The sequence below is a fragment of the Micromonospora musae genome (genome assembly GCF_003626635.1).
Lineage (GTDB): Bacteria > Actinomycetota > Actinomycetes > Mycobacteriales > Micromonosporaceae > Micromonospora > Micromonospora musae.
In genome coordinates, this window is record NZ_RAZT01000024.1 from 40,780 (window position 1) to 52,643 (window position 11,864).

Below are 11,864 nucleotides of genomic sequence, written 5' to 3' on the forward strand. Positions count from 1 at the left end.
GCCGGCCCGGCACCCGCGGTCAGATCTGGTTGACGCCGCCGTCGACGAGCAGTTCGATGCCGGTGATGTAGCTGCTCTGGTCGGAGGCGAGGAAGAGCGCCGCAGCGGCCTGCTCCGCCGGGTCGGCGACACGCCCCAGCGGCACCCCCGCGGCCAGCATCGCGAGGAACTCGTCCGGGCTGGTACCGGCGGGCGCGTTCCCGCGCAGCATCGGCGTCTCCGTGGTGTGCGGCGCGAGCGCGTTGACCCGGATACCCCGCTCCTTCAGCTCGTTGGCCCAGGTGCGAGTCAACGACCGGACCCCGGCCTTGGCCGCGGCGTAGAGCCCGACGCCGGCCGCCCCACGGCCGGCGGTGGTGGACGAGCAGAGGATGACCGAGGCGTTGTCGTTGAGCAGCGGCAGGGCCTTCTGCACGGTGAAGAGCGCGCTGCGCAGATTGAGCCGGGTGGCGTTCTCGTAGTCCTCCTCGGTCACCTGGGCCAGCGGAGACATCGGTGTCCCGCCGGCGTTGGCGTAGAGGACGTCGATCCGGCGCCCGTCGGCGCCGATGGTGGCGAAGAGCCGGTCGAGGTCGGCCAGATCCGTCACATCACCCTGCACTCCGCTGGCGCGCGCCGCACCGATGCGCGTCACCGCGGCGTCGAGTTCCGGCTTGCGCCGTCCGGTGACGTAGACGTACGCGCCCTCCTCGGCGAAGCGAAGCGCGCTGGCGAAGCCGATGCCCTCGCTGGCCCCCGTCACCACCGCGACCCTGCCGTCGAGCTGACCCATGTTCGATCTCCCGTGATAGCTGCTGTGAGCGGCGGCCTGTTGACCGCCTGCTTCGCCAGTGCACCTCGCGGGAGCTGCGTGAACAATGATCGATTTGGCAAGCACTGATACCCGACGGGTATCGGTCGAGGTGGCTCTCAGGTGGTGAGGCGACGGACGAGCTTGCGCAGGCCGGCCTGCCAACCGTCCGGGTCCTCGGCGCGGCGGCGGGCGTACCCGGCGACCTCCGGGTGCGGAAGGATCAGGAAACGCTCCTCGGCCAGCCCCGCCACGGCGACGTCGGCGACCTGGTCGGGGGTGAGCACCGCGCCGGAGGCGGCGACGACCCGCGCGCCGAGGTGACCGGCGGCCAGCCCGTCGGCGAGCATCGGGGTGTCCACGCCCTGCGGGCAGAGCGCGCTCACCCGGATCCCCCGGTCCCGGTAGGTGACCGAGAGCCACTCGGCGAAGCCGAGCGCGGCGTGCTTCGTCGCCGTGTACGGCGCGTCCCCGACCGCCGTGAGCACGCCCGCCGCCGAGCAGGTGTGCAGCAGGTGACCGCCGCCGCGGGCGAGCATCCCCGGCAGCACCGCCCGGGCCGAGTAGACGTGCGCGAGCACGTTCACCCGCCAGGCGCGGTCCCAGCCCGCGTCGTCCACCTCGACCCCACCGCCGGTGGTGACGCCCGCGTTCGCGCAGAACAGGTCGATGCGGCCGTACCGCTGCTCGGTGTCGGCGACGAGGGCGCGGACCTGCGCCTCGTCGGTGACGTCGACGGCTGCGGGGTGCGCGAGCGGGCCGATGCCGTCGGCGACCGCGCGGGCGGCCTCGGCGTCCACATCGGCCACGACCACGGCGGCGGCCCCCTCGGCGCTGAACCGGCGGGCCAGCGCGGCGCCGATGCCGCCCGCCCCACCGGTGATCACCACGACCCGGTCGGTCAGGTTCACCTAGCTCTCCTCTCCCGGGCCGGACAGTGGGCCCGAGCCGAACGTCGATGCCGACACCGCCGTCGCGCCGGAGGCCGAGGAGAGCACCGCCGCCGGGCCGAGCCGGGCGATGAGGTCGGCCAGCGCCGCCGGTCCGCCGGAGGCCAGTTCGGGGGTCGGCAGCACCGCGAGTACGGGCACCTCGACGCCCGCGTCGACGTAGCGCTGCACCTGCGGCCGCAGCTGCTCGGGCGAGCCGTGCAGCACGAGCGCGTCGACCAGGTCGTCCGGCACGGCGGAGAGGGCCGCGCGCCGGTCGCCGTCCGCCCACGCCTTCCACATCGGCCCGAGTACGTCCTCCCGGCCGAGCCAGCGGTGGAACGCCGCGTACGCGGGGACAGTGAGGTAGCTGGTGATCAGCCGGCGGCCCAGCTTCCGGGCGTGCGCCGCGTCCTCGGTGGGGCAGACGAAGATCCGGGCGGTGACCTCGAAGCCCGGCCCCGGCGCGCCCAGCTCGGCCAGCACGCGGGGCACGTCGTCGGCGGCCAACCAGTTGAGGATGACCCCGTCGGCCTCCGCACCGGCCAGCCGGAGCATGCCGGGGCGCAGCGCGGCGAGGACCAACCGCGGCGGTACGGCGGGCGGACGCTCCAGCGCGAACCGGCGCACGGTGAAGGTGTCGAAGTCGCCGTCCACGGTCTCGCCGGCCAGCGCGGCGCGCAGGAAGCGCAGCACGTCCCGGGTCCGCCGGTACGGCTCGGTGAACGGCACCGCGTTCCAGTCCTGCACGACGACGGGTGACGAGGACCCGACGCCGAGGGTGAAACGGTCGGGCGCGATCTCGGCCAGCGCGGCGGCGCTCATCGCGAGCAGCCCGGGCCCCCGGGTGAAGGCGGGCACCACGGCGGTACCCAGCCGCAGGCGCGGCTGCCAGACCGCGGCGAGCGTCAGCGGGGTGAACGCGTCGGTCCCCGCCACCTCGGAGGACCAGACGTCGGTGAACCCGGCCCGGTCGAGGGCGGCGTAGACCGCGGCGTGTTCGGCGAGCGGAACTGCGGTCAGCGGCACCGTCATGCCCCATCGCTTCGTCATCGGTCGATACTGCCCGGTAACCGGGTACCGGAGCAAGATCCGCGTTCGGCGGGATCGGGCACCGGCCGGCGGTAGGGATCCATCCGCTCATGTCGTGCTCGCGACAGAGCTGCCGGCGGCGGGTTCGCCGTCCGTAGGGTGTCCGTACAGCCGCTGCCGGAAGCCGAGGTGCTCTCGTGCCGCCCCCTCAGCCGCGTCGCCCGGCCGAACGCCGGAAGGTCTCCTGGGAGGCTGTCGCCGGTGTGACCGCCGTCGTCGGCCTCGTCGCCACCATCGTCTTCAGCGTGCTGCAGCTGACCACCGCGGACTCCCCGGAGGCGGCGGCCCCGCCCGATGAACGCCTCGAACTGGTCGAGGCCGAGTTCACCGGGGAATCGACAGCGGTCAGGGTGCTGGAGGAGGTTCCGCCGGGCGCGCAACCGAGAGTGTCGCCGTACCCGGAGGCGTCGGCGGATGCCGGCACCGCGAGCGTGCCGGCCCTGCGCCTGCTGGTCACGCTGCGCAACCCGACGGAGGAGACCGCGGTGCTCACCGGCGTGAAGCTGGTCGTGCACGAGGCGCTACAGGCACCAGTCTGCGGCCGGCCCAGTGGCGGCGGCATCGCCGCCAGCGTCAACTACTCGTTCCGCTTCCCGGCGAAGCTGCCCGGCCCGTGGAGCCAGACCAATCCGCAGAACTTCGCGGTGGCACCGCGCGACGTCGACGCCCTCTCCGTGTCGATGGGCCCGGAGCTGACCGCCGACGTCCTGACCGTGTGGCGCTTCTCGGTCCACGGGGTGTCCAAGGGCGGCCGGGAGGTGCACTGGGCCGACGGGGTGGCCACCGAGCTCGCCACGACCGACGAGGACGCCTACACCGACTACGTCTGGCCGAAGCCGAGGAACCAGGGCGGCGAGGAGGAGATCCGTGCCTGCGCCGCCGACGCCGAGCAGCGACTGCGCCGGCTCGCCGAGGCCGCCGGACCCGACGCGGTGACGCATCCCGGGTTCACCGCGCTGCTCGGCGCCTACCGCACGCTCGCGGTGCGATGAGACGGCGGACCCTGCTGCTCGCCGCCGCCGCAGGCGGCGCGGCCGGAGCAGCGGCATGGGCCTGGCGCTCGCGTACCGACGCGCCCGGCGCAGCCCCCGACGGCGTGTTCACCGACCCGGCCCCCGTCGACTCCCCATCGAGCGACCGGTGGCAGGCCGCCGTCGGCACGGACGGCATCGAGCCCCGGCACGATGCCACAACCCTGTTCCTGCTCGACGGCTCCGGCACGCTGACCGCCCTCGACCGCGCCACCGGGTCGATCCGCTGGCGCGTCACGACCGGCGTCACCTCCAACGGCTCGCTGCTTCAGACTGACGGACTGCTGATCGCGGGCGGGTACGACGACAACACCCAGCACGGTCTGCTGGTCGCCGTGGACCCGCAGGGGCGGGAGGTGTGGCGGCAGACGATGCCGCGCAACGTGAACCTCTCCACCGGCCTCACCCGGGGCGGCATCGTCGCCGCCGGAGTGAACGAGACCCTCTACCTCGTCGACGCGGCCACCGGACGGACCCGGTGGGCGGTCGACATCCCCGACAGCTCCCTGGGCCTCATGTGGCCGACCGCCGACGACGACCGCATCCTCGTCGAGGCCGTGGACCGCGACCTGACCGGCGTACTGACCTGCCATGATCCGGAGACCGGCGCCGAGCGCTGGCACGTCGACGTCGGCGCCGCCCGCTGGCTGCCACGCGCCCCCGGCGAGACCACCGACGGGCCGCGCACACCCATGCGGCTCGCCTGGTTGATCACCACCGGACAGGGCCTCGCCGTCACGTGCCGGCACCGGTCACGGAGCCGCCCGACCGGAACGGGCGATCCGTTTCGTAACGAGATCGTGGCGTTCGACCCCGGCAGCGGCGAGTTGCGCTGGTCCTTCCTCACGGCCCGGCTCGACCAGCACCACGCCGACGAGGACACCCTCTACGTCAGCCACCAGCAGCCCTTCGACGCGCCCACCGAGATCAAGGCGTTCGAACTCTCCTCCGGACGCACCCGGTGGGCCCACCGCACGCAGGGTGAGACCGCCGAGTTGCTCGGCCTGAACTCCACCACCTTCGTCGTCGCCGACGATGTGGTGTGCGTCTCCGGCGCGACGGGTCTCTTCGTCCTGGACCGGGCCACCGGAGCGCTACGGTGGCACGCCCGCCACCCCGACCAGTTCGGGCCCGCGACACCGGTCATCGCCCGAAACACGATCCTCGTCCCCCGCAGCGACTCTCGGACGAAGGAGGGCGGCCTCTGGCGGTTCCGCGCCCCGGACGGCGAGCGGCTGCCCACGATCGAGCCGCAACCGGTCGCCATGCGCCTACACCTGGTCGACCCGAGCCTCTACCTCCTCTCCGAGACCGCCACGCTCTCCCTGCCACTGGACAGCCTGACCTGAATGGGTCGCGCGAGCACGGCCCGGCTGACGGCGGTCGCGGTGGCGAACGCCCGCCGAGCGCGCGGACACCCACCGGAGCCGGCCACCCCGCCGCACTGATCATCCACGGGCGTTGATGGTCCGGCGCGCGGGTTAGTCTCTGCGAGTGACCTTCTCGATCGTCGCCCGTTCCGATGACGGCAAGCTGCACGGCGTCGCCGTGGCCAGCAAGTTCCTCGCCGCCGGCGCGCTCGTCCCGGCCGCCGAGGCCGACGCCGGCGCGCTGGCCACCCAGGCCAGCGCCAACCTCGCCTACCGCCCGCAGGGGCTGACCATGCTCCGCACCGGGGTGGCCGCCGCCGACGTGGTCGCCGGCCTGGTCGCCGCGGACGCCGAGCGGGACCACCGGCAGCTCGGCGTGGTCGCCGCCACCGGCCCGGGCGCCACGTTCACCGGCGCGAAGTGCCACGACTGGGCCGGCGGCCAGGCCGGGGACGGGTGGGCCGCGCAGGGCAACATCCTCGCCGGTCCGCAGGTCATCGACGCGATGCGGGACAGCTGGCTGGGCGGTTCAGTGCTCGGGTTCCCGCAGCGGCTGCTCGCCGCGTTGCGGGCGGGTGACGCGGCCGGAGGTGACCGGCGGGGCCGGCAGAGCGCCGGGCTGCTCGTGGTGCAGGCGGGCGGCGGCTACGGCGGCAACAGCGACGTCGTGGTGGACCTGCGCGTCGACGACCACCCCGACCCCGTCACCGAGCTGGACCGGCTGCTCGCCGTGCACACGCTGCTCTTCAGCCGGCCCGACCCGGCGACCCTGCTCGACCTCAGCGGCGCGGTGGCCACCGAGGTCGGGGGGTTGCTCGCCGCGCTCGGCCACCCGGTCGACCCGGCCGGCCCGGAGGAGGCGCTGGCCTCCTGGGCCGGGATGGAGAACCTGGAGGAGCGGCTGGTCCCGGGGCGCATCGACCCGGTGGTGCTGGAGCATCTGCGCCGCGCCGCGCCGCACGTGCCCGCCCCGCGCACCGGCGGCGCCTGAGCCGGCCGGTCACCTGGCGTGGGGTGCCCGCCGCCGTCCGGCGGGTACCTCGCCGCCGGCCGGCGAACTCAGCGGACCGGGGCGCCGGTGACGCAGGTGAGCACCCGCCCCTGACCGCGGGTCGCGATCGAGGTGGTCGTGGTGAAGCCGTGCCCCGTGAGCAGGCGTTCGGTGGCGGCGGCGTTCGCCGTGGCGTGCACGGACGTCGGCCGCTCGCCGAAGACGTAGAGCCGGCCGCCCGGGGCCAGCAGGTCACGTATCCGCTCGATCTGTGCGGTCGTGGCACCCAGCCAGAACAGGCTCACGTTGACCGCGAAGATCTTGTCGAAGTGGCCGGGCGGGTAGTCGGCCGGTTCGAACTCCGCACACCTGATCTCGGCCCGGCCGGAGTCGACATGGAGCTGGTTGCGTTCGGCCGCGAGCCGGGCCATCGCCGCTGAGCGGTCGACGGCGACGATCCGCCCGGACGTGAGCCGGCCGGCGACGAGGGAGACGGCGGTTCCCCGACCGCAGCCGATCTCCAACACCTGGTCGTCGGGGGTGACGGCCATCGTCTCCACCGCCCATTGCTGTCGTGGGGAGGCCACCGCCGGCCGAATCGGCTGCTGCGGTCGCGGGGCGGGACCGGTGCCGTCGACGTCCGAGTGCCGGCCCAGCACGCTGCAGCTCACGGGGTCTCTCCGGCCTCGCGGGCGGCGGTCGTCCTCGCGGTAGCGCTCACCGAAGCGAGGCTACCCGCCCCGGCTGAACCCCGGTTCGAAATGTGACGTGACGTGCAGGGCGCGCTACGTGGCGCGCGCGGCCGGTGGCCGAGACTCGCGGCACGCGTCCTGCGCTCGGGTTCCTTGAAGTCGGGCCATCACGCGGCCGGGACACCCCGACATCAAGGAAACCGAGTCGATCAAACGGGTCCGGCCGGGGTCAGCGGTTGTCGTACTCGGCGACCAGGCGTTTCGGCGCCCGGTTGCGCCAGGCCTGCTCGACCAGCTCCCGCATGCGCTCCTCGGTGACCCTGGCCAGGTCGACGCGGAGACCGACGAAGATCCGGCCGTTGCGCCACACCTCCTGGTAGACGTCCGGCTGATCGGCGACCGCCGCGCCGGCCTCCGCATGCCCGACACACACGATCGCGTGCGCGTCGCCCTTCTCCAGGTGCGCGAGGAGCCGGTCGGCGACCCGGAAGCCGGGCAGCCGGAAGTGAGTCTGCTCCACGACGTCGGGCAGCGCCGTCGCGTAGCCCCGGAGGTCAGCCAGACTGATCACGGACGGGCTCCTCGCTGTCGTCTCCAGTGGCCGGACCCCGTCGACGATAACCAAGCGGACCCGGGGCGGCAGCCACGAACACGGCGCAACCGACCGGCGGCGGGCGCTGGTCACACGCCCGCGGTCGCCGGCCCCGAATCCGGGTCCTCGTCGCTGAACGGCCGGTACCCGGCCGAGCCGCCGGCCGCGTCGCCGCCCTGGCGGCGGACGGCCAACTGCTCCGCAGCGGCCACCAGGGCGACCACCAGGATCAGGCACACGACACCCGCCAGGGCCGGCATCACCATGGCCGGTGGCACGAGAAGCAGGCAGGCCACGGTGCCACCGATCCGGCGCCAGGCGATCGTCCGGTGGATCCGCCAGTGGGCGTACGCGAAGGTGCCCAGGAAGAGCGCGCAGCCGCCGAAGAGGAGCATCGCCTCGCGGGTCGGCAGCGGGTCGAGCGGCGCGGGAACCGTGTCGGCCAGGCCCACGGCGATGGCGATGATCCCGAAGCTGAAGAGCAGGTGCCCGTAGACCAGGATCGCGCGACGGAGGTCCACCTGGTCCGCGGCACGGTCCAGGGCCTGGCGGAAGTCCGGCAGGCCGAAGCCGAAGTACAGCCACGCGAGGACCCCGACCATCGCGTAGGCGGCGCCGATCGCGGTGAGCCGGACCGGGTTCAGCTCACCGTCGACGGAGACCGCGCCGACCTCGATCACCGACTCGCCGAGCACCAGGATGATCAGGAGGCCGTACCGGTGGGTGTAGTGCACGGGCTGCGCCCTGGGCTGGATGGTCAGATGACGCACCACCCAGGGGCTCAGCAGGTCGACGGTCGCGGCGACGGCCCAGAAGGCGATCCGCGGCGCGCCGTCCATGAGCGCGCCGGCGACCAGGAGCGGCCCCACGAGCAGGAAGAAGACGTACGGACCGACGAAGAGGTTCCGCCAGGAGAGGCGCTTGCGGAGGGCGAGGGCGGCGAGCAGCGCCCGGCTGGCGATGTAGACCCCGACGAAGAGCAGCCCGTGGTGCTCGTACGCGCCGGGAATGGTCAGGGCCATCAGGAGGCTGGCGAAGCCGAGCGTGAAGACGCCGACGCGGTCCACCAGGGCGTCGGTGTCGCGCTGGTTGATGTAGAGGGTGACCCCACCCCAGGCCCAGTAGACGGGGACGAAGAGGATCAGCACTCGGCCGATCCCCGTCCAGCCGTGGTCCTCGTGCAGCAGCTGCGAGAACTGGGTGAGGGCGAAGACGAAGGCGAGGTCGAAGAAGAGTTCCTCCCAGCTCACCCCCTTGTCGGAGGGTCCGGGTCGCATCGGCGGCCGTCAACCGGCGGGCGCGGCCCGGTCACGTGGCCGGGTGACCGTGGACGGCGGCTGATCGCCGGCCGCCTGCTCCGCAAGGTTCGCCACCGGCCCGCCTCCGCAACGCCCATCGTTCCGACGCGCCGAGGTTAACGTCGGGAACCGGAGCGGGTGACCGGATCGCGACGCCGTCACCGGGAGGGGGCGTTTCGACGAGCCGGGTGAGCCGGCGGGTCAGCCGCCGAAGGAGAGCCAGCGGAGACCGGCCGCGTCGACGAGCGCCCGCTCCCGGTCGTCGAGCCGGGCGCGTCCGGTGGCCTTGCGGATCAGGGTCAGCCGGTCCCAGCCCAGTTCGGCCGGGACCGGCCGCCCACCGGCGAGCAGCTCGGCGATCACCTGCGCGGCGGTCGGGGTGAGCCACGGCTCGCGGGCGAGCGCGGCGGCCAGGTCCAGGCCGTGCACGCCGACCTCGACCACTCGGGTACGCAGGAACTCGGTGAGGCTCATTGCGTCGCCGTGCCGGGTACGCACCACCCGGCCGGCGGGTGCGCCCGCGACCGCGACGTCGGCGGCCCGCCACGCCCGGTCGAAGTCCGCCACCAGCGCCGGGCCGTCGAGTTCGCGGGCCTCTCGCCGACCGCTGTCGATGCGGGCGGCGTCCACCTGCTGGGTGAATTTCGGCGCGCCGAAGTACCCGGCGGCGTCCACCTCCGTCCGCGGCGGGGCGGGCGCGGCGAGCATGTCGGCGAGTCGGCCCGCGCCACTGCGGACGTGGGCGAGCAGCTCGCGTACGGTCCAGGGCCGGCAGTCGGTCGGCCGGTCCAGGTCCGCCTCGGAGCGGCCGTGCAGCGCCTCGCCCAGCCGGGCGCACTCGTCCCGAAATGCCGCTCGTACCGTCTGCACAGCTGCTCCTTTCTCACGCGGCCTGTCCGGCCGGCCGTCCCGGGACTCGACGGGCGGGTGCCCGCGCTGCGGCCGGGAATTGTCGTATCGACGCCCTACGGTGGTCCGATGGACTGGAAGATCGAGCTCATCCCCGTACCGGTGACCGATGTCGACCGGGCCAAGGCGTTCTACCAGAAGGTCGGCTTCAACGCCGACCACGACCACCGGGTGCACGAGAGCCTGCGGTTCGTTCAGCTGACACCGCCCGGCTCGGCGTGTTCCATCGTGATCGGCGACGGCATCACCGAGAAGACCCCTGGCACGCAGGAGATCCAGGTGGTGGTCGCCGACGCCGAGGCGGCACGCAAGCAGCTGCTCGACGCGGGCGTCGAGGCGAGCGAGGTCGATGCGCAGGCGTGGGGCAACTTCGTCTACTTCCGTGATCCCGACGGGAACTCGTGGTCCCTGCAGGCGATCGAGTCGCGCCCCAACGGCTGATCGACGCGACGGTCGCTCACCCGGCCGGTGCCGCGTCAACCTTGGTGGCGCGGCACCAGCCGGTGCACCACGGCAAGGACCAGCGCCATCACTACCGCCATCGTTCCGGCGATGCCGGCCGCGCTTCCGGCGTACGCGACGAAGAGCGCCCGCCGGGAGAGCGCCTGCGGCGAGACGCCGCGCAGATCCGTCAACCAGCCCAGAGCCAGCCCGGAGATCACCAGGGCGATCACCCCTCCGGCGCCGAGCACCATGGCGGCGACCCGGTGGGCGTCGGCGGTGGAGACCTGCGCCTGCTCGCGCTGGGTCACCAGCAGGACCAGCCCGGCGAGCGCCGCCCAGACCCCCACCACGAGGAACGCGGTCAACGCGTCGCTGGGCCGGTGCCAGCCGGCGGAGAGGGTCGCCACCCCGGCGGCGGCCGCGTAGCCGGCGCCGACGAACGCGCCGAGCGGCCGCGCCTTGGCCGGGAGGACGAGCACCAGCGCCACCGCGACCGACGCGGCCACCGCGGTGTGCCCGCTCGGCAGGCTGTTGCCGGCGTAGATGCGTTCGAGGTCGATGCCGAGGTCGGGGCGGGTCAGCCCGTACTTGAGCAGCTGGGTGGTCACGTTGGCGCCGGCGATCAGCAGGGTCGCGGTGATCGCCAGCGCGATCCGGCCCCGCATCAGCGCGATGAACCCGATCACGATGGTCGCGGCCAGCAACGAGACCACCGACATGGCGTTCAGGATCCGGTCGACCGGCTCGTCGATGCGATCTTGCCCGATCCGGTTGCCGGTGAGCGCCACTGTGTCGATCCACTGGCCGAGCCCGGTGTGTACGGCCACCCGCCAGGCCACGAGGAACGCGGCCACCTGCGCCAGAACGAACAGGACCAGCCAGACCGCCGTCCAACCCCTCGCCGTCGCCCGCACGTGCCAACGTTAGCGAGCGCTTCGATGCGGGCGACGGGTGGGCCGACTCCTTCCTACGGTTAGGTTTGTGCCGAGGTCAGGAGGTGACGGTGGCGGGAGGACCGCAGCACGAGGTCCCGCCTTCGGGCGGCGCGCCGCAGCGCCCCGGAGACGCCGAGGCCGCTGATCGGGGGCGTCCGGAGTCCCTCGCCGACCTGCTCGGCGGCCGCGCGGGTGCGATCGACGCGACCCTGCCGCCGGTGGCGTTCGCCGTGGGCTGGCTGCTGGGCGGCGAGTCGATCTGGGTCGGGGTGGGCGCCGCGCTGGTGACCGGCGCCGGGGTGGCGGTCTGGCGGCTGCGGCGGGGTGACCGGCCGCGTTCGGTGCTCATCGGGTTGCTGGCGGTCTGCGTGGCCGCGTTGATCGCGCTGCGGACCGGTCGGGCCGAGGATTTCTTCCTGCTCCAACTGCTCTCCAATGCGGCTAGCACGTTGGCCTGGGCGGTCAGCATCCTGCTGCGCTGGCCGCTGTTGGGTGTGGTGGTCGGCGCCGCGCTCGGCCAACGCACCCGGTGGCGACGGGATGCGGCGCTGGTGCGGGCGTACGGGCGGGGCAGTTGGGTCTGGACCGCCACCTACGTGCTGCGGGTCGCCGTCTTCGTTCCGCTCTATCTCGGCGGGCAGGTGGTGGCGCTGGTGGCGGCGCGGGTCGCGCTCACCTGGCCGCTGGTGGCGGCGGCGTTGGCGCTGAGTTGGGTGGTGGTGCGCCGGTCGCTGCCGGCCGGTCACCCCGGGCTGCGCCATCCGGTCGAACCGGTGGAGCGCTGAGGCGTC

At 73.6% G+C, this 11,864-nt stretch carries 12 protein-coding genes and 1 pseudogene; 5 read left to right on the plus strand and 8 right to left on the minus strand.

Annotation, left to right across the window (positions count from 1 at the left end; all coding sequences use genetic code 11):
- Positions 1-19: 19 nt before the first annotated feature.
- The 3 genes and pseudogenes from D7044_RS31315 to D7044_RS31325 all read right to left on the minus strand — a co-directional run.
- Complete coding sequence (locus tag D7044_RS31315) at positions 20-772, minus strand: SDR family NAD(P)-dependent oxidoreductase (RefSeq protein WP_120691049.1); 753 nt, start codon at positions 770-772, stop codon at positions 20-22.
- Positions 773-909: 137 nt separating this feature from the next.
- A complete protein-coding gene (locus D7044_RS31320) occupies positions 910-1,701 on the minus strand; it encodes an SDR family oxidoreductase (protein WP_120691050.1) in 792 nt (263 codons plus the stop codon).
- 96 nt (positions 1,702-1,797) lie between these two features.
- Positions 1,798-2,754 (minus strand): annotated as a pseudogene (locus D7044_RS31325) (LLM class F420-dependent oxidoreductase); the annotation flags it as partial.
- Positions 2,755-2,948: 194 nt separating this feature from the next.
- On the opposite strand from D7044_RS31325, the gene D7044_RS31330 reads away from it, so the two are divergent.
- The 3 genes from D7044_RS31330 (at position 2,949) to D7044_RS31340 (ending at position 6,203) form a co-directional block, all read left to right on the plus strand.
- Entirely contained in the window at positions 2,949-3,803 is an 855-nt protein-coding gene (locus tag D7044_RS31330; protein ID WP_147434748.1) for a hypothetical protein, read from the plus strand.
- The gene (locus D7044_RS31335) at positions 3,800-5,191 is read left to right on the plus strand and encodes an outer membrane protein assembly factor BamB family protein (RefSeq protein WP_120691053.1); all 1,392 of its coding nucleotides are present in this window, start codon (positions 3,800-3,802) and stop codon (positions 5,189-5,191) included. Before D7044_RS31330 ends, D7044_RS31335 begins: the two co-directional genes overlap by 4 nt.
- Positions 5,192-5,336: 145 nt before the next feature.
- Positions 5,337-6,203 (plus strand): DUF1028 domain-containing protein, encoded by an 867-nt coding sequence (locus D7044_RS31340; RefSeq protein WP_120691054.1) that lies wholly within the window; start codon positions 5,337-5,339, stop codon positions 6,201-6,203.
- A 68-nt stretch (positions 6,204-6,271) separates the two neighbouring features.
- On the opposite strand, the gene D7044_RS31345 is transcribed toward D7044_RS31340, so the two are convergent.
- The 4 genes from D7044_RS31345 to D7044_RS31360 all read right to left on the minus strand — a co-directional run bounded on the left by D7044_RS31345 (position 6,272) and on the right by D7044_RS31360 (position 9,655).
- Positions 6,272-6,874, minus strand: a complete 603-nt coding sequence (locus D7044_RS31345; protein WP_120691055.1) for a class I SAM-dependent methyltransferase — start codon at positions 6,872-6,874, stop codon at positions 6,272-6,274.
- 250 nt (positions 6,875-7,124) lie between these two features.
- On the minus strand, positions 7,125-7,466 hold the full coding sequence (locus tag D7044_RS32515) for an MmcQ/YjbR family DNA-binding protein (protein WP_158610049.1): 342 nt from the start codon (positions 7,464-7,466) through the stop codon (positions 7,125-7,127).
- Positions 7,467-7,576: 110 nt separating this feature from the next.
- Positions 7,577-8,764: a low temperature requirement protein A gene (locus D7044_RS31355; protein ID WP_120691056.1), complete on the minus strand. Its 1,188-nt coding sequence runs from the start codon at positions 8,762-8,764 to the stop codon at positions 7,577-7,579.
- Positions 8,765-8,986: 222 nt separating this feature from the next.
- Positions 8,987-9,655: a maleylpyruvate isomerase N-terminal domain-containing protein gene (locus D7044_RS31360; protein ID WP_120691057.1), complete on the minus strand. Its 669-nt coding sequence runs from the start codon at positions 9,653-9,655 to the stop codon at positions 8,987-8,989.
- Positions 9,656-9,763: 108 nt separating this feature from the next.
- Here D7044_RS31360 and D7044_RS31365 point away from each other — a divergent pair, with 108 nt between their 5' ends.
- Positions 9,764-10,135, plus strand: a complete 372-nt coding sequence (locus D7044_RS31365) for a VOC family protein (RefSeq protein ID WP_120674032.1) — start codon at positions 9,764-9,766, stop codon at positions 10,133-10,135.
- A gap of 35 nt (positions 10,136-10,170) precedes the next feature.
- Here the strand turns inward: D7044_RS31365 and D7044_RS31370 are convergent, their stop codons facing one another.
- Positions 10,171-11,052 carry a phosphatase PAP2 family protein gene (locus tag D7044_RS31370; protein ID WP_120691058.1) on the minus strand — a complete coding sequence of 294 codons (882 nt, stop codon included), beginning with the start codon at positions 11,050-11,052 and terminating at the stop codon, positions 10,171-10,173.
- 194 nt (positions 11,053-11,246) lie between these two features.
- Here D7044_RS31370 and D7044_RS31375 point away from each other — a divergent pair, with 194 nt between their 5' ends.
- Positions 11,247-11,858, plus strand: a complete 612-nt coding sequence (locus D7044_RS31375) for a DUF3159 domain-containing protein (RefSeq protein ID WP_233565194.1) — start codon at positions 11,247-11,249, stop codon at positions 11,856-11,858.
- Positions 11,859-11,864 lie beyond the last annotated feature (6 nt).

Coding starts and splice junctions, on each gene's coding strand:
- D7044_RS31315 (WP_120691049.1), bottom strand. CDS start 772: ATGGGTCAGCTCGACGGCAGGGTCGCGGTGGTGACGGGGGCCAGCGAG.
- D7044_RS31335 (WP_120691053.1), top strand. CDS start 3,800: ATGAGACGGCGGACCCTGCTGCTCGCCGCCGCCGCAGGCGGCGCGGCC.
- D7044_RS31355 (WP_120691056.1), bottom strand. CDS start 8,764: ATGCGACCCGGACCCTCCGACAAGGGGGTGAGCTGGGAGGAACTCTTC.
- D7044_RS31365 (WP_120674032.1), top strand. CDS start 9,764: ATGGACTGGAAGATCGAGCTCATCCCCGTACCGGTGACCGATGTCGAC.